This is a genomic window from Saccharopolyspora erythraea NRRL 2338 (genome assembly GCF_000062885.1).
Classification (GTDB): domain Bacteria; phylum Actinomycetota; class Actinomycetes; order Mycobacteriales; family Pseudonocardiaceae; genus Saccharopolyspora_D; species Saccharopolyspora_D erythraea.
Genome location: NC_009142.1, coordinates 7,020,319 through 7,046,986 on the forward strand (window position 1 = coordinate 7,020,319; position 26,668 = coordinate 7,046,986).

Consider the following 26,668-nt stretch of genomic DNA (forward strand, 5'->3'; position numbering starts at 1 on the left):
TGGCCCCATGCAGACCACGAACAGCCGCGAGGTTTACGCGAACGCCTGGATGACGGTGCGGGAGGACTCCGTCCGCCGCGGCGACGGCTCGGCCGGCATCTACGGCGTGATCGACAAGCCCGACTACTCGCTGGTCATCGCGCTCGACGGGGACCGGGTGCAGCTCGTCGAGCAGTTCCGCTACCCGCTGGGCATGCGGCGCTGGGAGTTCCCGCAGGGCACCGCACCGGACCGGGTCGATGTCGAGCCCACCGAGCTGGCCGCGCGCGAGCTGCGCGAGGAGACCGGCCTGCGGGCGGCCGAGCTGCTGGAGCTGGGCGTGCTCGACGTGGCGGCCGGGATGTCCAGCCAGCGCGGACGGGTCTTCCTGGCCACCGGCATCAGCGAGGGCGAGCACGAACGCGAGCAGGAGGAGCAGGACATGCGCTCGGCATGGTTCACCCGCGCCGAGTTCGAGCGCATGATCACCAGCGGCGAGGTCACCGACGCCCAGTCGATCGCCGCCTACAGCCTCCTGCTGCTGCACGAGCGGGGCGTGGCCGCGCCCGCGCCCGCCCCGGGCGACTGAGCAGCCGGAGGCCGCGCGGGCAGGGTGACCCGCACGCCGAGGGCAGCCGCGGCGCTTCCGAGCGCACGCTCGCCGCGCCGCGGCAGCCGTCGGCCCGCAGCGGCACGGCGCGCCGACGGCCCGGCTGCCGGGCGCTCAGGCTTCGTCGATGACCGAGCGCAGGAAGCTGCGGGTCCGCTCGTGCTCGGGTGACTCGAACAGCTCCGCGGGCGCCTTCGCCTCGATGATCTTGCCGCCGTCGAACATCAGCACCTTGTCCGAGACGTCCCTGGCGAACTTCATCGCGTGCGTCACGACGAGCATGGTGATGTCACTGGTGCGGGCGACGTCGCGCAACACGTCGAGCACCTCGGCGGCCAGCTCCGGGTCGAGCGCGGAGGTGATCTCGTCCAGCAGCAGGACGTCGGGGTCCATCGCCAGCGCCCGCGCGATGGCCACCCGCTGCTGCTGGCCACCGGAGAGCTGTGACGGGTAGGAGTCGAGCTTCTCGCCCAGCCCCACCATGTCCAGCAGCTCCCGGCCCCGCTGCTCGGCCTGCTCCCTGGACCGGCCGAGCACGTGGATCGGCGCCTCGGTGACGTTGCGCAGCACCCGCATGTTCGGGAACAGGTTGTACTGCTGGAAGACCATCGTGATGCGGCCGCGGACGCGGCGGACGTGCGCCTCGCTCGCGGGTACGAGTCCGCCGTCGCGCTGCTCGTGGAACAGGTACTCCCCGCCGACCGCGATCGTGCCGGAGTCCGGCCGGGTCAGCGTCATCAGCATCCGCAGGATGGTTGTCTTGCCCGAACCGCTCGGACCGATGAGCGTCACGCGCTGGCCCTCACCGACCGAGAACGACAGGTCGTCGAGCACCACGTTGTCGCCGAACCGCTTGCTGATCTCGTCGAACCGGATGAACTCGGCCCGCGGGCCGGTCGTCGTCGGCTCGGGCGAGCTGGTCGATTGCGTCATGGTCTCCTCCCGGTCCCGGCGCGGTGCTCACACCGCCCGCACTTCGCCGAACCGCCGCTCCGCCAACCGGCCCAGGTAGGACATGACCAGCGTGACGGCGAGGTAGAGCAACCCGGCCAGGGTGATCGCCTCGAACGGGCGGAAGGTGTCCGCCGTGACCTCCCTCGCCACGGTGAAGGGCTCCAGGACGGTGATCGCCACCAGTTGCGGCACGTCCTTGAACAGGGCGATCAGGTAGTTGCCCAGCGCCGGGATGGAACGCGGGATCGCCTGCGGCAGGATGACGTCGGTCCACACCCGGCGGGTCGGCAGGTTCAGGGCGGTCGCCGCCTCCCACTGCCCCGCGGGCACCCCGTCGATACCCGCGCGGTACACCTCGGCGACGTAGGTCGCGTAGTGCAGCCCCAGACCGACCACCCCGGTCAGCAGCGGCGACATCTGGATCCCGACCTCGGGCAGCACGAAGAACAGGAAGAAGAGCTGCACGATCAGCGGGGTGCTGCGGACGAACTCCACGACCAGGCCGACCGGCACGCTGATCCAGAGCACGCGGCTGCGGCGCAGCAGCGCGATGACCAGCCCGAGCACCAGCGCGAGCAGGTAGCCGAGCACCGCGGCCTGGATGGCCGTCCACAGCGCGCCGAGCAGCATCGGGAAGATCTCGGCCGCGTAGTCCCAGTCCCACTTCACGGTTTCGCCCCCGCTCCCGCCTGCCGCCACATCCTGGTGAAGAGGCCGGGTTCAGGCCGTCGTCCGACCGAGGCCGCCGCGCGGAACTCCACGATCCGCATCAGCCCGACGAACACCAGCGCGATCAGCCCGTAGCCGATGAGCAGCCCGCCGAAGGTCGCCGCCGACGCCTGCGTGCCGTTGCGCACCAGCTGGCCCTGCAACGTCAGCTCCGGGATCGACACCACCGACACGACCGCCGACGCCTTCAGCAGCTCGATGAGGTTGTTGGTGAACGGCGGCACCATCGCCACGAACGCCTGCGGCAGCACCACCCGCCGCATCCGCTGCCAGCCGGTCATGTTCAGCGCGGTGGCGGCCTCGACCTGCGCCTGCGGCACCGCCCTGATAGCGCCGCGCACCACCTCCGCGCCGTAGGCGCCGATGTTGAGCGAAAGCGCCAGGATGCCCGCCCACAGCGGCTCCAGCTGCCAGCCCAGCGAAGGCAGCGCGTAGACGAACCAGAACGCGAGGACGATGACAGCCGCGCCGCGGAAGAACTCGATGTAGACGAAGCCGATCCCGCGCAGCACCCTGGACCTCGCCCCGCGCGCCAGTCCGGCCGCGAACGCGAAGACCAGGCCGAGGGCCGCCCCGCCCAGGGTCAGGTAGATCGTGTAGAGCGCTCCCTCGAGGAGCCTGCCGATCAGAGCCGCGGACAGCATCGCCTCCCCCTCTCAGCTCGCCGGGGCGCTGCACAGCTCGGCGCTGGTGAGGTTGGTCATCTCCTCCTGCGAGAAGCCGAACGGCGCCATGATCCGCAGCAGCTCGCCGCTGGCCTTGAGCTCGGCGAGCTGCTGGTTGAAGGCGTTGACGATGTTGGTCTGGTCCGGCAGGAACGCGAAGGCCCCCGCGGTGTACTCGGGCCGCCCCTGGACGATCGGCACGAACCCCGGCGTGATCTCCAGCGGCGCGTCCTGGCGCTTGGAGAGCGCGTCCTTGAGCGAGATGGTGGTCAGCGCGAAGCCGTCGACCCGGTCGGTCAGCACCGCGTCAAGGCCGCTGGGCTGGTCGGCATAGGGGGTGATGCGGCTCGCGGGCACGCCCGACGCCTCGGCGTAGTCGGCCTCCACCGCGCCGATCAGCACGCCCAGCCGGAAGTCGGGCTTGGCCGCGACGTCCTCGAAGGTCCGGATGCCCTGCGGGTTGCCCGCCGGCACCAGGAACGCCGCAGGCGCGATGAAGTGGGGGTTGGTGAACAGGACCTCCTCGCAGCGGCTCGGCGTCACCGACATCCCGGCCCCGATCATGTCGAACAACCCGACCTTGAGCCCCGAGATCAACGCGCCGAACTCCGAGGGGATCGGGACCAGCCGCTCCACCCCCAGGCGCTGGTAGATCACCCTGGCGACCTCCGGCGACTCGCCGGTCAGCTCCGCTTCGGAGTTGATGAAACCGTAGGGCGACTCGTTGGCGAACCCGACCCGCACCTCGCCGCGCTCGCGCAGGCGTTCCAGGAGCGTGCCGCCGTCGGGCTCGGCGCCCAGCCCCACGCGGGAGCACGCCGTGGCGGCCACCACGGCGAGCGCGCCTCCGGCTGCCCCCAGCAGGAAGTTCCGTCTGTCGAGAGTCGCTGCACGCACCGGAGCGGCCTCCCTCGTCCGGTGGCGGGATCACACCGGTCGATGTGACCCGTTCACTGAACGTAGGTGTACTACTCCGCTCGGCCCAGCGCGACCCGAGCGGCCCCCGCACCCTGCGTCACCCGCCGGGCGAGTCCCGGCGTGGAAGGAGGCTCAGGCGCTCACTCGTTCGATTTCCGCGCCCAGGCCGCGCAGGTTCTCCACGAAGTTCGGGTAGCCCCGGTCGATGTGGAAGACGTCCCACACCTCGGTGACGCCGTCGGCGCACAGCCCGGCCAGCACCAGCCCCACCCCGGCGCGGATGTCGGAGGCCCACACCGGGGCGCTCGAGAGCCGGTCCAGGCCGCGCACGACCGCGTGGTGGCCGTCGGTGCGCGCGTCGGCGCCCATCCGGACCAGCTCCTCGATGAACCGGAACCGCGACTCGAACAGGTTCTCGGTGATCATCGACGTGCCGTCGGCCACCGCCGACAGCGCCAAAGCCATCGGCTGCAGGTCGGTCGGGAAGCCCGGGTAGGGCAGCGTGACGTAGTCGACGGCCGCCGGGCGCTCGCCCATCACCACGCGGAAGCCCTGCTCGTCGGTGGTCACCTCGGCGCCCGCGCTGCGCAGCTTCTCCAGCACCAGGTTCACGTGCCGCGGGTCCACACCGGTGACCCTGATGTCACCGCGCGTGGCCGCGGCGGCGAACGCCCAGGTGGCGCCCACGATGCGGTCGCCGATCACGCGGTGCTCCACGGCCTTGAGCGAGCTGACCCCGTGCACGGTCAGCGTGGAGGTGCCCGCGCCCTCGATCTTGGCGCCCATCTGCTGCAACATCACGCAGAGGTCGACGATCTCCGGCTCGCGGGCGGCGTTGTCGATCACCGTGGTGCCCTCGGCCAGCACCGAGGCCATCAGGATGTTCTCGGTCGCGCCCACGCTGGGGAAGTCCAGCCAGATCTGCGCGCCGTGCAGGTTCTCGGCCTCGGCGACCACCGCGCCGTGCTCGATGTGGCTGGTGGCTCCGAGCTGGCGCAGGCCGTTCTGGTGCATGTCCAGCGGCCGGGAGCCGATCGCGTCACCGCCGGGCAGCGTCACCACCGCGCGGCGGCAGCGGGCGACCAGCGGGCCGAGCACGCACACCGACGCACGGAGCTTGCCCATCGAGGGCGAGATCGCCTCGTGGCTGATCTCGGCGGGGGTCGTGATGGTCGCCGTACCGCCGTCGATCACGACCTCGCAGCCGAGGCTGCGCAGCACGTCGCCCATCAGCGGGACGTCGAGGATCTCGGGGCAGTTGGTGATCGTCGTGGTGCCCTCGGCCAGCAGGGCCGCCGCCATCAGCTTCAGCACGCTGTTCTTGGCCCCGACCACGTCCACCTCGCCGACGAGGCGCGCTCCGCCGTGCACACGGAAGTGCTCACTCACGAGCAGCCAGGTTACGGCCACGCTCCGCCCCGCCGCGGAGCGGGGCGGCCGTGGGGCCCGGCCGCGGAAACCGCTCCCGCACGGGCGCCCGCGAGCGTCGCCGGCTCTCGCGGGCCCCGCTGCCCGCCCGTTGCCGCATAGGCTGTGGACATGGCAGTCCACCTCACGAAGATCTACACCCGGGCCGGTGACGGCGGACGGACGCGGTTGTCGGACAACTCGCTGGTCAGCAAGACCGACCCGCGCCTGATCGCCTACGCCGACGTGGACGAGACGAACTCGGTGCTCGGCGTGGCGCTGGCCACCGCGCCCTTCTCCCCCGACGTCGCCGAGGTGCTGCGGGCGGTGCAGAACGACCTGTTCGACGTCGGCGCGGACCTCTCCACGCCGGTCGTCGAGGCACCGGCGTACCCGCCGCTGCGCATCACCGAGAGCTACGTCGAGCGGCTGGAGGGCTGGTGCGACAGCTACAACGAGCGGCTGGGCAAGCTCGACTCGTTCATCCTGCCCGGCGGCACGCCCGGCGCCGCCCTGCTGCACCAGGCCCGCTGCGTGGCCAGGCGCGCGGAGCGGGCGTCGTGGGCCCTGGTCGAGGCCGATCCCGACCGCACGAGCGTGCTGCCCGCCAAGTACCTCAACCGCCTCTCGGATCTGCTGTTCATCCTCGCGCGGGTGGCCAACCCGGAGGGCGACGTGCTGTGGAAGCCGGGCGGCAACGCCTAGAGCGGCCTGGCGAAGCAGACGCAGTCCGGGTATTCCCGGTAGGGCCCGAAGTTGGCGACCCGGCGGTAGCCGGCGGACGTGCGGAGCCCGATCGCCGCCTGCTGCCCGGTCGCGGTCTGCAGGACGACCCGCCTGCCACCGGCCGCCGCGACCGAGTCCTCCAGCTCCGCGAGCATCCGCCGCGACAGCCCGCGCCCCCGCGCCCGCGGGGCGATCTACATCCGCTCGGCATCGCCGTCCCGGTACCCGGGCTCGGCGCTGCTGAACGCACGCCACCCGCCCGACGCGACCGCACGTCCGTCGAGGTAGCCGAGGAGGAACAGGCCCCTCGGCGGCCGGAACTCGGCCGGGTCGGTCGGGGTGGCGTCACCCTCGCCGTAGCGGGCGGCGTACACCCGTTGCAGCGCGTCGATCAGCGCGGTCGCTTCGGGGTGGTCGTAGGAGGCGATCTCGATGCGCACCCATGAAGACCAAGAAGCCGCTCAACCGAATTCCGGCGCTTTCAGATCGTCTTGCCCAGGCACACGCTGTCCGGATCGTGCCGGTAGACGCCGAACTTCTCGATCTCCCGGTACCCCGACGACGCGTAGAGACCGATCGCCTCCGGCTGGCGGGTGCCGGTCTCCAGCACGATCCGCCGGTGGCCGGCCACCGCGGCCCTGGCCTCCAGCTCGGCCAGCATCAGCCGGGACAGCCCGCGGCCCCGCACCTCGGGTGCGGTGTACATCCGCTTCAGCTCCACGTCGCCGTCGCGGAAACCGGGCTGGCCGCTGTCGAGCACCCGCCAGCCGCCCGAGGCCACCGCACAGCCCTCCAGGTACCCGAGCAGGAACAGGCCGCGCGGGGGCTCGAAGTCGCCGGGATCGACGGGCGTGCGGTCCTCCTCGCCGTACCGGTCGAGGTAGACCTGCTGCAGGTCCTCGATCAGGCGCTTGGCGTCGGGGTGCCGGTAGCCGGCGATCTCGATCCGCACCCGGCCAGCCTAGGCGCCGCCGACGGAGTCATTCCAACGTCTTTTCGAACCAGTGCCGGGCGTACTCGTTGTCGTTGTAGGCCGGGATCTCGACGTAGCCCGACGTCTCGTAGAGCTTCCTGGCCTCGTGCAGCTCGGCGGCGGTGTCGAGCCTGACCCGGCGGCACCCGAGCGCGCGGGCACGGCGCTCGAGCTCCGCCAGCAGCGCGCGGCCGGCGCCCCTGCCGCGCAGCTCACCCGAAATCCACATGCGGCGGATCTCACCCACCTCGCCCGCCTCGGTTCGCAGCGCTCCGCAGCCCACGGCCCGACCATCGAGCCTGACGACCAGGAACACCCCGGACGGCGGAGTGAAGTCGCCGGGTGCGGGCGGTGCGGCGCGGCCGGTGTCGAAGCCCGCGGGGAAGCGCTCGCCGAGCTCGGCGACGTAGCGGGCGAGCACCTGCTCGGCGTCGGGGCTGTCGATCGGCTCGGCGTCGATCGTGAACGGCTGGGTCTGCTGGCCGGAAGCGTCAATCACACCGACCAGTCTCACCCGGACGGCCGTTCACATCCATTTACCGAACCTTCGGGCTCCTAAAGTGATACTTCATGGCCGTCGACCCGTCCCGCCTCCTCGTCCTGCTGGCGATCCGCGAGCAGGGGAGCGTGACGCGGGCGGCGGAGCAGACGGGCCGGACGCCGCCCGCCGTCTCGCAGCAGCTCGCCCGCCTCGAAGCCGAGGTCGGGGCGCAGCTGGTCGAACGCCTCCCGCACGGCGCGCGCCTGACGCCCCTGGGAACCCGGCTCGCCGACCACGCCGAACGCATCGCCGACGCCGTGCGCCGGGCCGACGCGGAGACGGCGGACTACCTCGACCGGCACCGCAACCGCCTCCGGCTCGGCGCCTTCCCCACGGCCGGTCTCGCGCTGCTGCCCGACGTCCTCGCCGCCCTCAGGCACCGCCACCCCGACGCCGAGCTGTCGGTCGTCGACCTGGGCCCGGTGGAGGGCATGGCGCTGGTCGGCAGCCACGAGCTGGACCTGGCGCTGGTCGGCGAGTACGGGACCCCGCTGGACGCACCCCCGGGCGTGCGCCTGGCCCCGCTCATCGACGACCCCGTCCACGCCGTGCTCCCCACCGACCACCGGCTCGCCGACCACCCGGCGGTGCGCCTGGCGGACTTCGCCGACGAGCCGTGGGCGGCCGCGCCGCGCACGCTGCCCAACCGGCGGCAGCTCGAAGAGGCCACGCGCGCCCAGGGCTTCCTGCCGAACGTCCCGTTCGAGTCGGAGTCCTACGCCGTCGCCGAGGCGGTCGTGTCGGCCGGTGTGGCGGTGGCCTTCATCCCCAGGCTCGCGATCTCCGGCACGAGCGGCACCGTGCACCGGCCGCTGGCCGAGCCCGGCCTGTTCCGGCGCATCCACGCCGTCGTCCCGGCCAGCGCGGGCCACGCTCCCCTCACCGAGGTCTGCCTGCGGCTGCTGGAGAACCTGTGTGCGGAGCTGGCCGAGCGCTTCGGAGGCTGACCGCTAGTCCGTCGCTCCGGCCGCCCGTACCCACGGGGAGTCGTAGGCCTCATCCCGGGTCCAGTGCTCGGTGGGGCCGGACAACTGGAGGCAGTCGGTCAGCCAATAGGTCTCGTCCGGGCTCCAGCCCGCGAGGACCGTGCCCGCCTCCCCGGCCTCCAACGCCTCTCCCGCGGTGGTCAGGTAGCCCCACGCGGTCAGGTGCACGGCGTCGTAGTCGCGACCGACAGCGGCGTAGTCCGGCAGGAGCCACCGGCCGGCGACCCCCGTCGTCCGCCACCAGTCATGCCGTCTGGACGCGGTCACGTCCATCGGGTAGCGCGCCACCAGCTCGGCCCAGTCCCGCGGACACGTGACCTCGAACACCCGGGCCCCGCCGCGGACCGCGACCGGCGCGCAGTGCAGCGAGGTCCACCCCATCCCGTCCTCGACCAGGCTCAGCCCGACGGGACCGCCGCCGGGCGGCTTCCGCGTCGTCGAGGGCAGCTCCACCACTGACTGGTTGGGAGTCGACCACCAGTAACCGCTGAGGTTCACCCCCGGATCACTGGTGTAGCCCTCCCACTGCCGCTCCCACTCGACCGCGTGCTCCCACCACTGCGCGAGCTTGCCCGCGGCACTGCCGTCCAGCGCCGCACCTGGATCCGAACCACGAAGGTCCACGAGCCACTGGTCGTGGAGGGCGACGCCGTCCGACCACCAGCGCGGAGCCGCCGCGGCCACCTCCCGCGCGACCGGGAGCAGGGCGACGTCCATGCCCGGCAACGCGAGCCCCTGGTCGATCTCGTCCGGTTCCTGCCAGTACCTGGCCCAGGCGACCGACTCTTCAAGCGCGCTGAACAGCCGGTCGGCGATGCCATGGGCGTCGAAGTCGGCCGTGAACGCCGTCAGCTCGGAAAGCAGGTCCTCGTCACCCGGCCGCGACCGCCCCGTCCGCAACGCGGTCCACGCCGATGTGCGCGACAGCGGGTCCTGGAGCAGCTCCCAGCACAACCGGCGGCCGCGGACACCCGACACCAGCTCTCGCGCGAGATCGTCTCCCATGCCGCGACGGTAACGACGACGCCCGCGCGGCCGCACGCGAAAATCCGGCCGCGGCAAAGCCCCCCAAAACGAAAACAGGGCCCCTGACGGGACCCTGCGAAATCTCCCCAGCCGCTCACGACGCCCACGGCACCGAACGCCCCGGCGGCGCCGACTCCAGCCACGACAGGAAGCCCGTCAGCGCGTCGGCGCCCATGGCGACCTCCAAGTGCCGCCCCGGGCCGGTGAGGTCCAGCACGGTCGCCCCGGCCGGCATCGCGTAGACCTCGGCCACCGACGGGTCCCGGCGGCGCGCGATCTCCACCACGCTGCGGTTGAGCACCAGGTTCGGCCCCGACCGCAGGCTCAGCACCCGGTACCAGACGAACTCCTCACCGCGGTAGTGGCCGACACCGAGGTGCCAGCCCCTGCCCCGGTCGTCCTCGCGCATGCGCAGGGCGACGTCGATGCCCCCGGCGCGCAGCTGCTTCAGACGACGCCATGCCAGCGCCGTGACGCACAGAGCCGCGGCGAGCAACAGCCCGACCACGACTGCGAACCACACGACCGGGGACCCCATGCGCGGCGCCCGTCAGGACGAGTGTCCGGCCGCCCGCAGTCGGCTCAGCGCTCGCGCCCTGGCCTGCTCATCACCACGCTTGACGTCCTCGCGGGCCTGCGCGACGTCGATCTCGTCCGCCAGCTCCGCGGACTCGGCGAGCACGCTCACACCGTCGGCGGTGACCGACAGGAAGCCGCCGTGCACGGCCGCGGTGACGGTCTCCTTCTCGGGGGTCGTGATCTTGACGACGCCACCCTCGACGAGCTGGCCCAGCACCGGCTCGTGCCCGGAAAGGATGCCGATCTCGCCCTCGGTGGTCTGCGCCACCACGGCGGTCGCCTCACCAGACCACAGGCGGCGCTCGACAGCGACCAATTGGACGGACATGTTGGCCACGCGCGTCTCCTTTGTCGGGTGTGTGCCCGCAGTCTAGCCAATGCCTGCCGGGCGGTAGTGACCGGCCGGGCCCGGACCGGGCCCGCGCCGCGGCACCGGGGCGTGCACCCCGCCGTGCCGAAAAAAGGCCGGGGCCCACCTCGGACCCCGACCCGGCGATGCGGTGGTGCCCGCGGCCGAGCGGCCGCGGGCACCACCTCCGCTCACTTCTCGGTGAGCTTCTTGTACGCCTGCTCCAGGTCGTCCAGGCCACCGATGGACATGAACGCCTGCTCCGGGAAGTGGTCGAAGTCGCCCTTGCAGAGCTTGTCGAAGGCCTCGATGGTCTCCTTCAGCGGGACGAACGACCCCTCCTGGCCGGTGAACTGCTTGGCCACGAAGAAGTTCTGCGACAGGTAGCGCTCGATGCGACGCGCCCGCTGCACCGTCACCTTGTCCTCTTCGGACAGCTCGTCCATACCGAGGATGGCGATGATGTCCTGCAGTTCCTTGTACTTCTGCAGGATCCGCTTGACCTCCTGGGCCACCCGGTAGTGCTCCTCGCCGACGATGGCCGGGTCGAGGATGGTGGAGCTGGAGGCCAGCGGGTCCACCGCCGGGTAGATGCCCTTCTGGGAGATCGGACGGGAAAGCTCCGTCGTCGCGTCCAGGTGGGCGAAGGTGGTGGCCGGCGCCGGGTCGGTGTAGTCGTCGGCGGGCACGTAGATCGCCTGCATCGAGGTGATCGAACGACCGCGGGTCGAGGTGATCCGCTCCTGCAGCTCACCCATCTCGTCGGCCAGCGTCGGCTGGTAGCCCACCGCGGAGGGCATCCGGCCCAGCAGGGTCGAGACCTCCTGGCCGGCCTGGGTGAACCGGAAGATGTTGTCGATGAACAGCAGCACGTCCTGCTGCTGCACGTCGCGGAAGTACTCGGCCATCGTCAGCGCCGACAGCGCGACCCGCATACGGGTGCCCGGGGGCTCGTCCATCTGGCCGAAGACCAGCGCGGTGTCGGCGAGAACGCCGGACTCCGCCATCTCCACCCACAGGTCGTTGCCCTCACGGGTGCGCTCACCGACACCGGCGAACACCGAGGTACCACCGAAGTTCTTGGCGACCCGGCGGATCATCTCCTGGATGAGCACCGTCTTGCCGACACCGGCACCGCCGAACAGACCGATCTTGCCGCCCTGCACGTACGGGGTGAGCAGGTCGATCACCTTGATGCCGGTCTCCAGCATCTCGGTCTTGCCCTCGAGCTGGTCGAAGGACGGCGCCTTGCGGTGGATGGTCCAGCGCTCGGCGTCCGAGCCGTAGCCGGGCTCGTCGAGGCAGTGGCCCAGCGCGTTGAACACGTGTCCCTTGACCACGTCACCGACCGGCACCGAGATGCCCGCACCGGAGTCGGTGACCGCGACGCCGCGAACCAGACCCTGGGTGGGCTGCATGGAGATCGTCCGGACCACGGAGTCACCCAGGTGCTGGGCGACCTCGAGCGTCAGGGTCTTGGCCATGCCCTCGGCGGTGATCTCCACGGTGAGGGCGTTGTAGAGGTCAGGCACCTGGTCCCGCGGGAACTCGACGTCCACGACCGGGCCGAGGACCCGGACGACGCGGCCGGTGCCAGTAGCAGTGCTAGTGGCAGTCTGCGGTCATGTCACTCACTTCCTGCTGACGAGAGCGCCTCGACACCGCCGACGATCTCGCTGATTTCCTGGGTGATCTGGGCCTGGCGGGCCTGGTTGGCCTCACGGCTGAGCGTGCGGATGATCTCGTCCGCGTTGTCCGTCGCCGACTTCATGGCCGTGCGGCGGGCCGCGTGCTCCGACGCCGCCGCGTCCAGCAGCCCGGCGAACAGGCGGGTGTTGATGTACTTCGGCAGCAGAGCCTTGAAGAGGGTGTCCGCGTCCGGTTCGAAGTCGTAGACCGGGCGCAGGGTCTTCTGCGGCTCCTCCGAGTACTCCACCTCCAGCGGGGCGACCCGCTTGACCGACGGCTTCTGGGTGATCATGGAGACGAACTCGGTGTGCACCAGGTGCAGTTCATCCACACCCAGCGTACCGTCCGGGCCACCATCGTCCAGGTAGTCGTCGGCGCCCGCCAGGAAGGCCTTGACCAGGGTCTCGCCGATGTCGGCAGCGTCGCTGTAGTCGGGCCGGTCGGTGAACCCGGTCCAGCTCTTGGCGATCTCCCGCTGGCGGAAGCGGTAGTACGCCTCGCCCTTGCGCCCGACCACGTAGAGCACCGGGGTCTTGCCCTGCTCGCGGAGCAGCGTCTGCAGCTCCTCCGCCGCACGCAGCACGTTGGCGTTGTACCCGCCGCAGAAACCGCGGTCACTGGTGACCACCAGCACGCCGGCCCGCTTGGGGTTCTCGCGCTCGGTCAGCAGCGGGTGGTCCAGCGTGCTGGCGTCGGCCAGCGCGGTCAGGACGTTGGTGATCTCGTCCGCGTACGGACGGGAAGCCTCCACCCTGGCCTGCGCCTTCATGATGCGCGAGGTAGCGATGAGCTCCTGCGCCTTGGTGATCTTCCGGGTCGACTTGACCGACCGAATCCGGTTCCGGAGTTCCCGAAGTTGAGCCATGAGCTATCCGGTCACTTCTTCGGGGCCGGGCGGTTGACCTTCACGGTCTCCTGCCCGACCTCGTCGGCGGCGAGGGCTTCGGCTTCGGGCTCGCTGGGCGCGGCCGACTCACCCGAGGAGGTGGTGAACTGCTTCTTGAACTCCTCGGCGGTGTCGGCGATCGTCTTGGCGCCGTCGTCGGAGAGCTTCTTGGTCTCCACGATGTCCTTGAGGACGGTGTCGTGGGTGCGCCGCATGTGGGCCAGGAACTCCGACTCGAAGCGCCGCACGTCCTCCACCGGCACCGAGTCCAGGTGGCCCTTGGTGCCCAGGAACAGCGACACGACCTCCTCCTCGACCGGCAGCGGCTCGCCCTGGCCCTGCTTGAGGACCTCCATCAGGCGGGCACCGCGGTCGAGCTGTGCCTTCGACGTGGCGTCGAGGTCGGAGGCGAAGGCGGAGAACGCCTCCAGCTCGCGGAACTGCGCCAGGTCGATCTTGAGCGAACCGGTCACCTTGCGGATCGCGTTGATCTGCGCCGAACCACCGACTCGGGACACCGAGATACCGACGTCGATGGCCGGGCGCTGACCCGAGTTGAACAGGTCCGACTGCAGGAAGCACTGGCCGTCGGTGATGGAGATGACGTTGGTCGGGATGTAGGCCGACACGTCGTTGGCCTTGGTCTCGATGATCGGCAGACCGGTCATCGAACCCGCGCCCATCTCGTCGGAGAGCTTCGCGCAGCGCTCCAGCAGACGGGAGTGCAGGTAGAAGACGTCACCCGGGTAGGCCTCGCGGCCCGGCGGGCGCCGCAGCAGCAGCGAGATCGCGCGGTAGGCCTCGGCCTGCTTGGTGAGGTCGTCGAAGACGATCAGGACGTGCTTGCCCTGGTACATCCAGTGCTGGCCGATGGCCGAACCGGCGTAGGGGGCCAGCCACTTCAGACCGGGCGAGTCCGAGGCGGGGGCGGCGACGATGGTGGTGTACTCCAGCGCACCGGCCTCTTCCAGGGAGCGCTTCACGCCGGCGATCGTGGAGCCCTTCTGGCCGATCGCGACGTAGATGCAGCGGACCTGCTTCTGCGGGTCGCCGCTCTCCCAGTTGCCCTTCTGGTTGATGATCGTGTCGACCGCGACCGTGGTCTTGCCGGTCTTGCGGTCACCGATGAGCAGCTGCCGCTGCCCACGGCCGATCGGCGTCATGGAGTCGATGGCCTTGATGCCGGTCTGCATCGGCTCGGAGACGCCCTGGCGCTGCACGACCGTCGCGGCCTGCAGCTCCAGCGCGCGGTTCTCCTCGGCCGTGATCTCACCCAGGCCGTCGATGGGCTCACCCAGCGGGTTCACCACGCGACCGAGGAAGTCGTCGCCCACCGGGACCGACAGCACCTTGCCGGTCCGGCGGACCTCCTGGCCCTCCTCGATCTTGTCCGACTCACCCAGGATGACCGCGCCGACTTCCTGGGCCTCCAGGTTCATCGCGACGCCGTAGATGCCGCCGGGGAACTCCAGCAGCTCCTCGGTCATGACCGAAGGCAGGCCCTCGACATGGGCGATGCCGTCACCGGTATCGGTGACGACTCCGACCTCCTCGCGGCTGACCTCCGGGGAGTAGCTGGAGACGTACTTCTCGATCGCACTGCGGATCTCGTCCGACGAGATCGTCAGCTCCGCCATGTCTCGTTCCTGCTCTCGGTTCGTTCTTGGAAGGGAGTTCGGGTTCGGGCGTGCCGTCTGGGACGGCCCTAGTCGGCGAGGTCGCGGCGCAGGGACTGCAGGCGTCCCGCGACGCTGCCGTCGATGATCTCGTCACCGACGCGGACCAGCAGCCCGCCGCCGAGATCGGGGTCCACCTCGAGGTGGAGCGCGATCGGGCGGGAGTAGATCCGCTGCAGCGTGCTTGCCAGCCGCTGCTGCTGCTCCTCGCTGAGCGGGGTCGCGGACCGGACGTGCGCGACGGAACGCTCCCGGCGCTTTGCCGACAGCTCCGCGAGCTCCTCCAGCCCGTCGCTCACGCGGCCCTGGGGGTGCGTGACGAGCTGGCGGACCAGGCTCTGGGTGACCTCCTCGACCTTGCCCGAGATGAGCTGGTCGACGACGGTCGCCTTGCCCTCGGCGCTCGTGGTCGGGTCCGACAGCAAGCGCTCCAGGTCGACCTGGCCACCGATGATGCGACCGAGGCGGAACAGCTCGTCCTCCACCGCATCGAGCCGCCCGGCACGTTCAGCCTGCACCAGCAGGGCGGTGCGGGCCAACCGCTCCAGGCCGCTGATCAGGTCCTTCGCGCTCGACCAGCGCGACCGGACCGCCTCCACCACGACCGGCAGCGCGCGGCCGCCGAGCCTGTCCGCCAGAAGCCCGCGGGCCAGGTCCTCCCTGGTCCGCGGGTCCGTCGAGGCGTCGGCGAGCGCTCGCCGCAGAGTGGCCTCCCGGCGCAGCAGCTCGGCCACGCCGAACAGCTCGTCGGCGAGCCCGGTGATCTCCGCGGCCGCGGCCCCGTCGGTGGCCTGCAGCAGCTGCAGCTCGGTGGCTGCCAGCGCGTCGCGGCTCGCGGCGTTCACGAGGGTGCTCAACTCTCAGCGCCTTTCACTCATCAGGCCTTGGACGCCGGAGCCGAAGCGGCCTCCAGCTCGTCGAGGAACCGGTCGACGGTCCCGCGACGACGGGCCTCGTCCTCCAGGGACTCCCCGACCACGCGGCCGGCCAGGTCGACGGCCTGCCGGCCGAGGTCGGCCCGCAGCTCGGCGACGATCTGGGCCCGCTGCGCGGCCAGCGCGGACTGGCCGGCGGACACGATCCGCTCGGACTCGGCCTGCGCCTGGGCCCGCATCTCCTCCACGATCTGCTGCCCCTCGGCGCGGGCGTCGTCGCGGATCCGGGCCGCCTCCGCCCTGGCCTCGGCGAGCTGGGACCTGTACTGCTCCAGCGTCCGCTGGGCCTCGGCCTGCGCGGCCTCGGCCTTCTCGATGCCGCCCTCGATCCGCTTGCTGCGCTCCTCGTAGACCTTCTCGAAGCGCGGGACCGCGTACTTCCAGAGCACGAACAGCAGGAGCAGGAAGGCGACAAGGCCGACCACGATCTCCACCGGCTCCGGGATGATGGGGTTGTGCCCACCTTCCGCAGCCAGCAAAATCTGCGTCTTCACCACAACGTCTCCCAACGCGTAGAGCCGTTAATCAGGCAGCGCCGCCGGCCGAAGCGATGAAGTAGACGACCAGACCGATCAGCGCCAGCACCTCGACGAGGACGAAGGAGATCCAGGCGATGCCCTGGAGCTGGCCCTGGGCCTCCGGCTGGCGGGCGGTGCCGTTGATGACGGCGGCCCAGATCAGACCGACACCGATGCCCGGGCCGATGGCGCCGAGGCCGTAGCCGATCGCGGCCAGACCCGGGTTGATGTTCACGGCGGCTTCGGCGGCCTGGGCGAGAACGATGTTGCTCACTTTCACTACCTTTCAACTCGGTCCGCTTGAGGGCGCGGATCGGAGGTCTTGGTCGGACTCAGTGCTCCTGCGCCATCGCCGCGCCGATGAAGTTGGCGACGAGCAGCGCGAAGATGTATGCCTGGAGCACCTGGATCAAGGCCTCGACAAACGTCAAGGCAATGGCGAAGGCGAAGGCGACGACGGACACCGGCTTCAGCGCCGCGCTCGCCTCCATGAGCAGGAACTGACCGCCGATGGTGAACACCAGCAGGATGAGGTGTCCGGCGAACATCGCGGCGAACACTCGGATCGCCAGCGCGACGGGCTGGGCGATGAACTTCTGGAAGAACTCGATCGGCGAGAGCAGGATGTAGATCGGCTTGGGCACCCCGGGCGGGAACATGACGTGCTTGAGGTAGCCGAGGAAGCCGTGCCGCTTGAAGCCGACGGCGTGGATCACCAGGTAGGCCACGATGAACAGGGCGATCGGGAAGCCGATGCGCGACATCGTGGGGAATTGGATCAGCGGGATGATCCCGTAGATGTTGTTGACCAGGATGAAGGTGAACAACGCGAAGATCAGCGGGACGAACGGACGGAAGTCCTTCGCGCCGATCTGCTGCCTGGCGATGCTGTTGCGGCTGAAGTCGTAGATCGACTCGGCCACGAACTGGCCCTTGCCCGGCACCAGCTTGAGGTTGCGGGTCGCGATCACGAAGTACGCGCCGACGATCAGTGCCGACAGCACGACCAGCACCATCGGTTTGGTGACCCCGCCGAAGATCGGCGGCAGAACGAAACTATCGGCCCCTGGCGGTACGAACGTTCCGCCCTCGGCCAGCACCAGCGCGCCCAACTGGGCTCCTTCCGGTTCTCCCGGTCGACTTTCACACCGCCGGGGGAATCGTCACGATTTGCACTTAACGTACCTGATAGGTGTTCCGGCACGTCGGGGGCCCCACCCCGTGCGCGAACGGGCGCCCCTTGGCACCCGATCGGCCGCTTTCGCGAGGAAAGGCGGCGGCCCACCGGACAATACCAAGCGGTAACTTCGGCTCCCGCGGACCGCCCTCCCAGCGGAGCGGAAGCCCTCCCACGACCTCAGTCGCTGGGCACGATCGTGGGGATCTTGGTCCTCTTGAACGCGACGACCTCGGCACCGGCCCACACCATGATGGTGGCCAGCATCGTGAACGCCAACGACTCGCGGTGGATCCCTTCGACCCACCCGAGCAACGTCATCACCACCAGCAACACGACCATCTTGCCGATGTAGCCGCCGAGCGCCGCCACCATCACGAACATCGGGTTCATGCCACCGGTGGTGCGCATGAGCCAGATGGTGAGCACCGACGATCCGAAGGCCACCACGCCCCCGATCAGCGCGCTGACCAGGCCGGAGACCCCGAACAGCACGGTCGCCACGATCGCGCCGAGGACGGCGGTGACCGCGCCGGGCACCAGTGCGGTGCGCAGCATGGCCGCGGCGAGCCTGCGCACCGAGTCCCCGTGCGGGTCGGTGGACGCCTTCTCGGCGGTGTCGGTCTGCTGTGCTGGGTCCATCAGCTCTCTCGCTGGCTCTCTCGCTCGGCGGCTCGGGCCCGCATCCGCGGGACCACCGAGATGATAGCCGCCACCAGAACCCCCAGGCCGACGACCCAGGCCACGACCACCGCGTTGAACAGCGTCAACGACACCGCGCCGAAGGCGATCACGCTCGCCCACAGGTAGATGAGCAGCACCGCGCGCCGCTGCGAGTGCCCGATCTCCAGCAGGCGGTGGTGCAGGTGCATCTTGTCGGCGTGGAACGGGCTCTTGCCCGCCCTGGTGCGCCGGACGACGGCCAGGCTGAGGTCCAGCAGCGGCACGAACAGCACCGCCGCGACGACCAGCAGCGGCGACAGCAGCGCGATGGTGTCCTTGAGCTCGGCGGTGTTGATGTCGAGCTTGCCCGAAGCGGTGGTGCTGGCGGTGGCCAGCATCAGGCCGATGAGCATCGAGCCGGAGTCGCCCATGAAGATCTTGGCGGGCTGGAAGTTGAAGGGCAGGAAGCCCAGGCAGGCGCCGGCGATGGTGGCCGCGATCAGCGCGGGCGGGTAGGCGGTGACGTCGCCGCCGTGCTTGGCCAGCAGCCCCAGGCAGAAGACGCTGGTGGCGCTGGCCGCGATGAGCCCGATGCCGGAGGCCAGGCCGTCGAGCCCGTCGACGAAGTTCATCGCGTTGACCATGGCCACGATGAGCAGCACGGTGAGCAGCTGGCCCTGGTTGCTGCCCAGCACCACGATCTGGCCGAGCTGGTCCTCGCCGCCGCCCCAGGGCACGCCGATCATGTACCACTGCACGCCCGAGAGCACGAGGATGCCCGCGGCGGTGACCTGCCCGGCCAGCTTGGTCAGCGAGTCCAGCTCGAAGCGGTCGTCGAGGGCGCCGACCAGCACGATCAGCCCGCCCGCGACGATCACCGCGACCGCGTCCTTGGAGTAGTCGAAACCCCTCGACAGCGCAGGCAGGTTGTCGGCCAGGAACATCGCGGCGAGCACGCCGCCGTACATCGCCACGCCGCCCATCCGCGGGATCGGCTTGACGTGCACGTCGCGCTTGCGCGGGTAGGCGACCGCGCCGACCCTCATCGCCAGCAGCCGGACGAGTCCTGTGAGCAGGAACGTCACCGCCGCCGCGGTGAGCAGGACGAGCAGGTACTCACGGGCCGGCAGTCCGGCGGGTGCCCATGCGGGTGCGTTGTCCATACCGGCGGATCACCCTCGCGGATCAGTGGCCCGTGGAAGTTCGACGTTCTGCCCCCAGAACGACCTGTTCAAGCCTGACGCTCCTCATCACTGCTCACGTTGCGCATCCTGGCACTAACGCTATCGGCCAACCGCGGCAGCGTTCCCACCGGTCCGCAGCAGCGAAGATCGTTTCCGCCGTTGCCCGCGGACCGCCGCGGCACCCGCATCACACCCGTCCGGGTGTCACCCGTTCAGGTTCAGCCGCGCTCCGCCGACCGGCCGGGCCGCCGCGTCAGCGCAGCGACTCGGCGTCGACGCCGAGCACGTCGGCCAGGTCGTCCAAGCCCACCGCGCCCTCGCGCAGCACCCTCGGCTGCGCCTGCGTGAGGTCGACGATCGTCGAGGCGACCGGCTCGCCGGAGGGACCGCCGTCCAGGTAGACCGAGACGGAGTCGCCGAGCTGCTCGCGCGCCTCGGTCGCGGTCGAGGCCGGCGGATGCCCGGTGCGGTTGGCGCTGGACACCGCCATCGGACCGACCTCGCGCAGCAGGTCGAGCGCGACGGGGTGCAGCGGCATCCGCAGGTTGACGGTGCCGCGGGTGTTGCCGAGGTCCCAGGACAGCGACGGCGCCTGCGGCAGCACGATCGACAGCCCGCCCGGCCAGAACGCCTCGATCAGCGCGCGGGCCTGCTGCGGCACGGACATCACCAGCCCATCCACAGTGGACCACGAGCCGACCAGCACCGGGACCGGCATGTCCGGCCCGCGGCCCTTCGCCGCCAGCAGCGAGGCCACGGCGTTGGAGTCGAAGGCGTCCGCGCCGATCCCGTAGACGGTGTCGGTGGGCAACACGACCAGGCCGCCCGCGCGAACCGCGTTCGCGGCGGCGGCGAGCCCGGATTCCCGGCTGTCCGGGCGACTGCAGTCATAGACGGTGCTCACCCCACGATCCTGGCACGCGCAACCGCGGCGCCCGCATGTGGTGCGGGGGAGAATCGATCGCGCACGCCGGTAACGACGAGAACCCCGGACAAGATCGCAAAGGTGTGCCGTGCCGACCGGGCGAGGACCTGCCCGTACCGGCGGCTCGGGCATCACCGCTTCCGGGGCGACAACGCCGACGCCGTCCGGAACGTCTGACATCCCGGGCGCGCCGGTCCGCAGCACCGCCACCGCCCGCGAGACACGCCGCCCGCACTAGACCGAGCCAGCCGAGGAGCGAATCATGACCGCCCTGCCGCAGGGTGTCGAGACCGATCACATCGAGTTCCCCGCGGGGAAGATCCGATTCCACCGGGCGGGCGGCTCCGGCCCCGCGATCGTCCTGCTGCACGGCGGGGGCGTGGACAACGGCATGCTGAGCTGGCGGCACACCGTCCCGGTGCTCGCCGTCGACCACACCGTGTTCGTACCGGACCTGCCCGGCCAGGGCGGCAGCCGCCCGTGGCATGGGCGCGCCGACCAGCGTACCTGCGAGGAGGCGCTGCGCTGGCTGCTCGACGCGTGGCGGGTCCCCGACGCGACGGTGGTGGGGATGTCGATGGGCGGCAGCATCGCGACCGGCTTCGCGCTGCGCCACCCGCAGCGGGTGCGCGGTCTGGTGCTGGCCGCCCCGACGGGCATGCAGGCGCGGCTGGACCGGCACCTGCTCACCTACCTGCTGGTCAAGCTGCGCTTCCCGGGGATGCTGTGGGCCAGGGCGATGGGCATGAGCAGCGCGCTGACCAGGTGGGTCATGACCCGCAGCACTTTCACGGGGAGTCAGCCGGCCGCGGACCTGGAGTCGATCCTGGACGAGGTGCGGGCGGAGGTGCGCAGCAGGGGCACGGTGTTCTCCGACTGGCAGCACGGTGCGATCGACCGGCGCTCGATGCGGATCAACCACCTGCCGCACCTGGACCGCATCCGCTGCCCCACCATGGTCATCCACGGCGAGAAGGACGGGATCGTGCCGATGCCGGCGTCGCAGGAGGCCGCCAGGGCCATCCCGGGCGCGATGTTCCGGTGGATCGCCGACGCCGGGCACTGGCCGAGCCGCGAGAAGCCCAACGAGTTCAACGCGCTGTTGCGGGAGTTCGTCAACGCCCACCCGTAGTCGGTCGTCCTATGTGGACATGACACGGTGGACTGCCGCGCCGGGCGACCCGGCGCGGCGGCGACACGTCAGAAAAGCCGGAGGACGCCTGAGGTTCCGCCACCCACACCGCCACGCAAGGTGAGTTCGAAGACAGGCACTAGGACTGCGGCTGCGCCCGCCGCGCGGTGGCGAACCGGGGCCTGCCCGCGAGGTCGGTGTGGTCCTCGACGTCGGTGAGCACGCGCCGCGCCGACAGCAGCGCGGGCACCGAGCCGCCGTGGGTGTCGTCGTGCTCGATGGCCACCCCGCCACCCGGCCGCAGCAGGCGGGCCGCGCAGCCGACGACGTGGCGGACGACGTCCAGGCCGTCGCGGCCGCCGAAGACGGCCTCGTGCGGGTCGTGGTCGCGGACCTCCGGCGGCACCGGGGTGCCTTCCGGCACGTACGGCGGGTTGCACAGGACCAGGTCGACCGTGCCGTCGAGATCCATCAGCAGCGTCGGGTCGGTCACGTCCCCGGCGTAGAGCCGGATCGGCGTGTCACCGGCCGCGACCTGCTGGTCGGCGTTGCGCCGCACCCAGGACAGCGCGGCGGGCCCGACCTCGACCGCGTAGACCGCGGCATCCGGACGGGCGTGGGCCACCGCGAGCGCGAGCGCGCCGGACCCGCTGCACAGGTCGACCACCGTCGGGGACTCCACGCCCTCCAGCAGGGCCAGCCCCCAGGCGAGCAGCAGCTCGGTCTCCGGGCGCGGGACGAACACCCCCGGGCCCACGTTGAGCGTGACGCCACCCAGGTGCGCCGTGCCCGTCAGGTGCTGGAGCGGGACGCGCTTGGCGCGCCGGCGCACCAGTTCCTCCAGCTCGCGCACCACCGGCGGGTCCACCAGCGGCACCATCATCAGCTTCGTCCGCTCGACGCCGAGCAAGTGCGCGGCCAGCAGTTCGGCGTCGGTACGCGGGCTCGCCACACCAGCGGCGGCGAGCACGCGCTCCGCTTCGAGGATGGCCAGGCGCAGGGGCTGTCGGGTCACGTCAGCAAGCTTAAGGCGCACGCGGCCGGAATCCGCTGAAGCGAGCGCACTGCGAGCCCGATCACTCGGCGGTGGCCAGCCGCTCCTGGCGGTCGGCCGCCACGAGCGCGCCGAGCACGCCGTCCAGGTCGCCGTCGAGGACCTGGTCGAGGTTGTAGGCCTTGTAGTTCACCCGGTGGTCGGAGATCCGGTTCTCGGGGAAGTTGTAGGTGCGGATGCGCTCGGAGCGGTCCACCGTGCGCACCTGGCTGCGGCGCGTCTCGGACGCCTCGCGCTCGGCCTCCTCCTCGGCCAGCGCCTGCAGGCGGGCGCGCAGCACCTGGATCGCGCGGATCTTGTTCTGCAGCTGCGACTTCTCGTTCTGGCAGGACACCACGATGCCGGTCGGAAGGTGGGTGATGCGCACCGCCGAGTCGGTGGTGTTCACGCTCTGCCCGCCGGGCCCGGACGAGCGGTAGACGTCGATGCGCAGGTCCTTCTCGTCGACCTCGACCTCGACCTCCTCCGGCTCCGGGTAGACCAGGACACCGGCGGCCGAGGTGTGCACGCGGCCCTGCGACTCGGTGACCGGCACCCGCTGGACGCGGTGCACGCCGCCCTCGAACTTCAGCTTCGACCAGACGCCGTCGGGACCGGTGTCGCCTGCCTTGGTCTTGACCGCCACCGTCGCGTCCTTGTAGCCGCCGAGGTCGGACTCGGTGGCGTCCAGGATCTCGGTGCGCCAGCCCTGCCGCTCGGCGAAGCGCAGGTACATCCGCAGCAGGTCGCCCGCGAACAGCGCGGACTCCTCGCCGCCCTCGCCGGACTTGACCTCCAGCAGCACGTCGGAGGCGTCGTGCGGGTCGCGCGGCAGCAGCAGCTCGGTGAGCTTGGCCTCCAGCGCGGGCACCGACTCGGCCAGCGACTCGGCCTCCTCGGCGAAGGCCGGGTCCTCGTCGGCCAGCTCACGGGCGGTGGCCAGGTCCGAGCGGGCCTGGTCGAGCTCCTTGGAGCAGCGCACGACCGGGGTCAGCTCGGCGTAGCGGCGCCCCAGCTTGCGGGCACCCGCCTGGTCGGCGTGCACCTCGGGATCGGCCAGCCGCCGCTCCAACTCCGCGTACTCGGCGAGCAGACCATCGAGCTTGGACGTCTCCACTGGCGACCCTCTTCACTGGTGCGAACGACCGGACGGCACTGCGAACACGACGCGGCGCCCGCCCCGCGCAACGCGGTGACGGGCGCCGTCGGCTCGGCTACTTCTTGCGGCGGCCGTAACGGGCCTCGAAGCGGGCGACGCGGCCACCGGTGTCGAGGATCTTCTGCTTGCCCGTGTAGAACGGGTGGCAGTTGGAGCAGATCTCGACGGTGATCTGGCCGCTGGTGCGGGTGCTGCGCGTGGTGAAGGAGTTGCCACAACCGCAGTTGACCTGGGTGGTCACGTACTCGGGGTGAATACCAGACTTCAACGCCTTGTCCTCTCATCGTGGCCGCCGGGTCCACGCGGCCGCGCCGCGCGGTGAACCGGTGCCGGAACCAACCTTGCATTCTGCCAGACGAAGGCTGCTGACCTGCAACGCAGGGGCCCTCCCCGGATATTCCCGGCGCACCCGGTTGCCGTTCGGCCCGCCGAACACGCCGCCCGGCGCGTAGGAGTGACCGCCCGTCGAGTGAAGCATGGGCAGGTGGTGCGCACTCCGCGCCGCCGACGCATCCTCTACGCGTGATGCTCTGCTCCGCCCTCGGCAAACTCACGGTGAAGACGTGGGTTCTACTGCCGCTGCTGTTCCTCGGCAGCGCGGTCGGCATCGCCGCCCTGTTCGAGGTGCTGGTCAGCCCCTCGCCCGGCCTGTTCCAGGACGTGACGGCCTCGGTGCCCGTCCTCTGCGGGTTCGCCGGTGCGCTGACGCTGCTGAGCAGCGGTCAGGTCGGCTGGAGCGCGGCCTGGCAGCGCCGCTGGCTCCGGTTCGGCTACCCGCTGGCCGTGCTGCTCGGGGGCCTGGCCGCCGACGCCGTGCGGGTGCCCCTGGTCGCCGCGCTGGTCATCGGACCGCCCGCCGCGACCCTGCTGATCGTGGTGCTCGTCCGCAGCGCCGCCCGCCCGGTCGCCTGCCCCTGACCGACACCGCGCCCGCACGCAGGCACCCCGATCCGGCGACCTTCCGCCGGGGGATGTGTGCTCCGCGTCATGAAGCGGAAGGGCCCGCACCTGGTCGGTGCGGGCCCTTCGGCGATGCGCGGAGACGCGGACGTCAGTCCTCGTCCTTGCCCGGCGTGGTCTTGGCGACCTGCATCAGGAACTCGATGTTGGTCCGCGACTTGCGCAGCCGGTCCTGGAGCAGCTCCAGGGCCTGCTGGGCGTCGAGCGCGGCCAGCACCCGGCGCAGCTTGTGGGTGACCGCCAGCTCGTCGGGCGAGAGCAGGATCTCGTCCTTCCGGGTGCTGGAGGCGTCCACGTCGACCGCGGGGAACAGCCGCTTGTCGGCCAGCTTGCGGTCCAGCTTGAGCTCGGCGTTGCCGGTGCCCTTGAACTCCTCGAAGATCACGGTGTCCATGGTCGAGCCGGTCTCCACCAGCGCCGTGGCGAAGATCGTCAGCGAGCCGCCGTTCTCGATGTTGCGCGCCGCACCCAGGAACCGCTTAGGCGGGTACAGCGCGGTCGAGTCGACACCACCGGAGAGGATCCGGCCCGATGCCGGGGCCGCCAGGTTGTAGGCGCGGCCCAGCCGGGTGATGGAGTCGAGCAGCACGACCACGTCGTGGCCCATCTCGACCAGGCGCTTGGCCCGCTCGATCGACAGCTCGGCCACGGTCGTGTGGTCCGACGGCGGACGGTCGAAGGTGGAGGCGATGACCTCGCCCTTCACCGACCGCTGCATGTCGGTGACCTCTTCCGGACGCTCGTCGGCGAGGACGACCATCAGGTGGCACTCGGGGTTGTTGGTGGTGATCGCGTTGGCGATCGCCTGCAGCACCATCGTCTTGCCCGCCTTCGGCGGCGAGACGATCAGCGCCCGCTGCCCCTTGCCGACGGGCATCACCAGGTCGATGATCCGGCCGGTCAGGTTGTGCGGTTCGGTCTCCAGGCGCAGCCGCTCGTTCGGATAGAGCGGGGTCAGCTTGTGGAACTCCGACCGGCCCTTGGCCGCGTCGGGCTCCAGGCCGTTGATGGCGTCGACGCGCACCAGCGGGTTGAACTTCTGCCGCTGCTGCTCGCCCTCGCGGGGCTGGCGGATGACGCCCTTGATGGCGTCGCCGCGCCGCAGCCCGTACTTGCGGACCAGCGACAGCGAGACGTAGACGTCGTTCGGCCCCGCCAGGTAGCCGGAGGTCCGCACGAATGCGTAGTTCTCCAGCACGTCGAGGATGCCCGCGACCGGCAGCAGCACGTCGTCCTCGCGGACCTCCGGCTCGCCACCGCCGCCCTCCGCGCGCCCGCGGTTGCGGCGGCGGTCGCGGAACCGGCGTCCGCGCCTGCGTCCGCCGTCCTCGTCGCCGTCGTCCTGCCGGTTGTCCTGCTGCTGACGGGCGTTGTTGCGGTCCTGGCGCTCACCGCGGTCCTGGCGGTCTCCGCGGTCCTGCCGGTCTCCGCGGTCCTGCCGGTCTCCGCGGTCCTGCCGGTCTCCGCGGTCCTGGCGCTCACCGCGCTCGGAGCGCTCCTGGCCGCCCTGGCCACCGCGCTCGTCCTCCTGCGCACCGCCGGCCCGCCCGGAGGAGCGCCTGCGGCGGTTGTTGGAACGCCGGCTCTCGTCGTCGCCCGAGGCGTCGGCGGCCTGCTGGCGGCGCCCACGTCCCCGGGACGGCGCGGCACCGTTGGGGGCGGGCTCGGCGGCCTGCTCGGTGTCGCGCTGCTTGCTGTCGGCGTCGCTCTCGTCCAGCGCGGGCTGGTGGGCCTTGGCCTGGGCGCTGTCCTCGGCGCCCTGGCTTGGCTTCTTGGTGCTGCGCGACCGCTGCGGGGCCGCGCCGCCCTGCCGCTCCTTGATGGCCGCGATCAGGTCGCCCTTGCGCAGGCCGGTGGTCTCGATGCCGAGTTCCCCCGCGAGTTGGCGCAGCTCAGCGAGAACCATGCCGGAAAGTCCGCCGCGTCGGCGCGGGGTCCCGTTGGTCTCGGAACCGGTGCCCGACTGCTCGGATTCCTGCCGGCCAGCTTGAGCGACGCCGTTGGCCGCTTCGCTGCTCAACAGTTCGGTGTTGCTCACGAATGTCCTTCCTGACCGGACCGCGCCTCCTACGCGACCCAGCGGATTGCCCGCCCGCTCTCCAGTCGCGGACGGCCGTTTTGTGCTACCGGCAGCCGATCGGAAATCCACGAAGGTGACCGGCTGTCGAGCCGTGGCTCGTGCTGAACCAGCAGCACCGGGCGGTGGGAGGCACCCGGCTCGCGAGATCGCCAGTCCGATACCAGCGTTGACGATTCCAGCTTCGGTGATATCAGCTCACGGGACTCGCC

General features: G+C 70.9%; 30 protein-coding genes and 1 pseudogene. 5 read left to right on the top strand and 26 right to left on the bottom strand.

Features of this window, described 5'->3' with window-relative positions; all coding sequences use genetic code 11:
• The first annotated feature begins 7 nt into the window (after window positions 1-7).
• Window positions 8-568 (top strand): NUDIX domain-containing protein, encoded by a 561-nt coding sequence (locus SACE_RS30090; RefSeq protein WP_009948497.1) that lies wholly within the window; start codon window positions 8-10, stop codon window positions 566-568.
• 135 nt (window positions 569-703) lie between these two features.
• On the opposite strand, the gene ehuA is transcribed toward SACE_RS30090, so the two are convergent.
• The 5 genes from ehuA to murA form a co-directional block, all read right to left on the bottom strand.
• Entirely contained in the window at window positions 704-1,522 is an 819-nt protein-coding gene (gene ehuA / locus SACE_RS30095) for an ectoine/hydroxyectoine ABC transporter ATP-binding protein EhuA (RefSeq protein WP_009948496.1), read from the bottom strand.
• A gap of 27 nt (window positions 1,523-1,549) precedes the next feature.
• Window positions 1,550-2,212 (bottom strand): ectoine/hydroxyectoine ABC transporter permease subunit EhuD, encoded by a 663-nt coding sequence (gene ehuD, locus SACE_RS30100; protein ID WP_011874997.1) that lies wholly within the window; start codon window positions 2,210-2,212, stop codon window positions 1,550-1,552.
• Entirely contained in the window at window positions 2,209-2,916 is a 708-nt protein-coding gene (gene ehuC, locus SACE_RS30105; RefSeq protein WP_009948494.1) for an ectoine/hydroxyectoine ABC transporter permease subunit EhuC, read from the bottom strand. Before ehuC ends, ehuD begins: the two co-directional genes overlap by 4 nt.
• A 12-nt stretch (window positions 2,917-2,928) precedes the next feature.
• The gene (ehuB, locus tag SACE_RS30110; protein ID WP_009948493.1) at window positions 2,929-3,834 is read right to left on the bottom strand and encodes an ectoine/hydroxyectoine ABC transporter substrate-binding protein EhuB; all 906 of its coding nucleotides are present in this window, start codon (window positions 3,832-3,834) and stop codon (window positions 2,929-2,931) included.
• 153 nt (window positions 3,835-3,987) lie between these two features.
• Complete coding sequence (gene murA / locus SACE_RS30115) at window positions 3,988-5,244, bottom strand: UDP-N-acetylglucosamine 1-carboxyvinyltransferase (RefSeq protein ID WP_009948492.1); 1,257 nt, start codon at window positions 5,242-5,244, stop codon at window positions 3,988-3,990.
• Window positions 5,245-5,394: 150 nt separating this feature from the next.
• Between murA and SACE_RS30120 the strand changes: the two genes are divergently transcribed.
• Entirely contained in the window at window positions 5,395-5,967 is a 573-nt protein-coding gene (locus SACE_RS30120; protein WP_009948491.1) for a cob(I)yrinic acid a,c-diamide adenosyltransferase, read from the top strand.
• On the opposite strand, the gene SACE_RS40000 is transcribed toward SACE_RS30120, so the two are convergent.
• From SACE_RS40000 to SACE_RS30140, 4 genes are read right to left on the bottom strand one after another with little or no spacing between them, the layout of a single operon-like run.
• A complete protein-coding gene (locus SACE_RS40000) occupies window positions 5,964-6,182 on the bottom strand; it encodes a GNAT family N-acetyltransferase (protein WP_308196738.1) in 219 nt (72 codons plus the stop codon). The genes SACE_RS30120 and SACE_RS40000 overlap by 4 nt on opposite strands.
• Window positions 6,183-6,428, bottom strand: a complete 246-nt coding sequence (locus SACE_RS40005) for a hypothetical protein (protein WP_009948488.1) — start codon at window positions 6,426-6,428, stop codon at window positions 6,183-6,185.
• Between the two features lie 41 nt (window positions 6,429-6,469).
• The gene (locus tag SACE_RS30135) at window positions 6,470-6,940 is read right to left on the bottom strand and encodes a GNAT family N-acetyltransferase (protein ID WP_009948487.1); all 471 of its coding nucleotides are present in this window, start codon (window positions 6,938-6,940) and stop codon (window positions 6,470-6,472) included.
• A 28-nt stretch (window positions 6,941-6,968) separates the two neighbouring features.
• Entirely contained in the window at window positions 6,969-7,460 is a 492-nt protein-coding gene (locus tag SACE_RS30140) for a GNAT family N-acetyltransferase (protein WP_231849844.1), read from the bottom strand.
• Window positions 7,461-7,531: 71 nt separating this feature from the next.
• Here SACE_RS30140 and SACE_RS30145 point away from each other — a divergent pair, with 71 nt between their 5' ends.
• A complete protein-coding gene (locus SACE_RS30145) occupies window positions 7,532-8,449 on the top strand; it encodes a LysR family transcriptional regulator (RefSeq protein ID WP_009948484.1) in 918 nt (305 codons plus the stop codon).
• Between the two features lie 3 nt (window positions 8,450-8,452).
• Here SACE_RS30145 and SACE_RS30150 read toward each other — a convergent pair whose 3' ends face one another.
• The 13 genes and pseudogenes from SACE_RS30150 to SACE_RS30210 form a co-directional block, all read right to left on the bottom strand.
• Window positions 8,453-9,493, bottom strand: coding sequence for a hypothetical protein (locus SACE_RS30150; RefSeq protein WP_009948483.1), 1,041 nt, complete (start codon window positions 9,491-9,493; stop codon window positions 8,453-8,455).
• A gap of 115 nt (window positions 9,494-9,608) precedes the next feature.
• Window positions 9,609-10,052: a DUF2550 domain-containing protein gene (locus tag SACE_RS30155; RefSeq protein ID WP_009948482.1), complete on the bottom strand. Its 444-nt coding sequence runs from the start codon at window positions 10,050-10,052 to the stop codon at window positions 9,609-9,611.
• A 12-nt stretch (window positions 10,053-10,064) separates the two neighbouring features.
• A complete protein-coding gene (locus tag SACE_RS30160) occupies window positions 10,065-10,430 on the bottom strand; it encodes a F0F1 ATP synthase subunit epsilon (RefSeq protein WP_009948481.1) in 366 nt (121 codons plus the stop codon).
• 203 nt (window positions 10,431-10,633) lie between these two features.
• Window positions 10,634-12,046 (bottom strand): annotated as a pseudogene (gene atpD, locus SACE_RS30165) (F0F1 ATP synthase subunit beta); the annotation flags it as partial.
• A gap of 23 nt (window positions 12,047-12,069) precedes the next feature.
• Window positions 12,070-12,996 carry a F0F1 ATP synthase subunit gamma gene (locus SACE_RS30170; RefSeq protein WP_009948479.1) on the bottom strand — a complete coding sequence of 309 codons (927 nt, stop codon included), beginning with the start codon at window positions 12,994-12,996 and terminating at the stop codon, window positions 12,070-12,072.
• 11 nt (window positions 12,997-13,007) lie between these two features.
• Entirely contained in the window at window positions 13,008-14,654 is a 1,647-nt protein-coding gene (gene atpA, locus SACE_RS30175) for a F0F1 ATP synthase subunit alpha (RefSeq protein ID WP_009948478.1), read from the bottom strand.
• A 68-nt stretch (window positions 14,655-14,722) separates the two neighbouring features.
• Window positions 14,723-15,550, bottom strand: a complete 828-nt coding sequence (locus SACE_RS30180) for a F0F1 ATP synthase subunit delta (RefSeq protein ID WP_009948476.1) — start codon at window positions 15,548-15,550, stop codon at window positions 14,723-14,725.
• Between the two features lie 20 nt (window positions 15,551-15,570).
• A complete protein-coding gene (locus SACE_RS30185; RefSeq protein ID WP_009948474.1) occupies window positions 15,571-16,122 on the bottom strand; it encodes a F0F1 ATP synthase subunit B in 552 nt (183 codons plus the stop codon).
• Window positions 16,123-16,153: 31 nt separating this feature from the next.
• Window positions 16,154-16,420, bottom strand: coding sequence for an ATP synthase subunit c family protein (locus SACE_RS30190; protein WP_009948472.1), 267 nt, complete (start codon window positions 16,418-16,420; stop codon window positions 16,154-16,156).
• A 58-nt stretch (window positions 16,421-16,478) separates the two neighbouring features.
• Window positions 16,479-17,258 carry a F0F1 ATP synthase subunit A gene (gene atpB, locus SACE_RS30195; RefSeq protein ID WP_009948471.1) on the bottom strand — a complete coding sequence of 260 codons (780 nt, stop codon included), beginning with the start codon at window positions 17,256-17,258 and terminating at the stop codon, window positions 16,479-16,481.
• A gap of 245 nt (window positions 17,259-17,503) precedes the next feature.
• Complete coding sequence (locus SACE_RS30200) at window positions 17,504-17,965, bottom strand: Cg1360 family ATP-synthase-associated protein (RefSeq protein WP_009948470.1); 462 nt, start codon at window positions 17,963-17,965, stop codon at window positions 17,504-17,506.
• The gene (locus tag SACE_RS30205; protein ID WP_009948469.1) at window positions 17,965-19,149 is read right to left on the bottom strand and encodes a glycosyltransferase family 4 protein; all 1,185 of its coding nucleotides are present in this window, start codon (window positions 19,147-19,149) and stop codon (window positions 17,965-17,967) included. The genes SACE_RS30200 and SACE_RS30205 overlap by 1 nt, the downstream gene beginning before the upstream one ends.
• A 274-nt stretch (window positions 19,150-19,423) precedes the next feature.
• On the bottom strand, window positions 19,424-20,074 hold the full coding sequence (locus SACE_RS30210) for an L-threonylcarbamoyladenylate synthase (protein WP_009948468.1): 651 nt from the start codon (window positions 20,072-20,074) through the stop codon (window positions 19,424-19,426).
• Between the two features lie 283 nt (window positions 20,075-20,357).
• On the opposite strand from SACE_RS30210, the gene SACE_RS30215 reads away from it, so the two are divergent.
• Window positions 20,358-21,227, top strand: coding sequence for an alpha/beta fold hydrolase (locus SACE_RS30215; protein WP_009948466.1), 870 nt, complete (start codon window positions 20,358-20,360; stop codon window positions 21,225-21,227).
• 139 nt (window positions 21,228-21,366) lie between these two features.
• On the opposite strand, the gene prmC is transcribed toward SACE_RS30215, so the two are convergent.
• From prmC to rpmE, 3 genes are all read right to left on the bottom strand, one after another.
• Window positions 21,367-22,242 carry a peptide chain release factor N(5)-glutamine methyltransferase gene (gene prmC / locus SACE_RS30220; RefSeq protein ID WP_009948464.1) on the bottom strand — a complete coding sequence of 292 codons (876 nt, stop codon included), beginning with the start codon at window positions 22,240-22,242 and terminating at the stop codon, window positions 21,367-21,369.
• 61 nt (window positions 22,243-22,303) lie between these two features.
• Window positions 22,304-23,377 carry a peptide chain release factor 1 gene (prfA, locus tag SACE_RS30225; RefSeq protein ID WP_009948463.1) on the bottom strand — a complete coding sequence of 358 codons (1,074 nt, stop codon included), beginning with the start codon at window positions 23,375-23,377 and terminating at the stop codon, window positions 22,304-22,306.
• A 97-nt stretch (window positions 23,378-23,474) separates the two neighbouring features.
• On the bottom strand, window positions 23,475-23,687 hold the full coding sequence (gene rpmE / locus SACE_RS30230) for a 50S ribosomal protein L31 (RefSeq protein ID WP_011875002.1): 213 nt from the start codon (window positions 23,685-23,687) through the stop codon (window positions 23,475-23,477).
• A gap of 257 nt (window positions 23,688-23,944) precedes the next feature.
• Here rpmE and SACE_RS30235 point away from each other — a divergent pair, with 257 nt between their 5' ends.
• Entirely contained in the window at window positions 23,945-24,337 is a 393-nt protein-coding gene (locus SACE_RS30235) for a hypothetical protein (protein ID WP_011875003.1), read from the top strand.
• 133 nt (window positions 24,338-24,470) lie between these two features.
• Here SACE_RS30235 and rho read toward each other — a convergent pair whose 3' ends face one another.
• On the bottom strand, window positions 24,471-26,417 hold the full coding sequence (rho, locus tag SACE_RS30240; RefSeq protein ID WP_009948460.1) for a transcription termination factor Rho: 1,947 nt from the start codon (window positions 26,415-26,417) through the stop codon (window positions 24,471-24,473).
• Window positions 26,418-26,668: the final 251 nt, after the last annotated feature.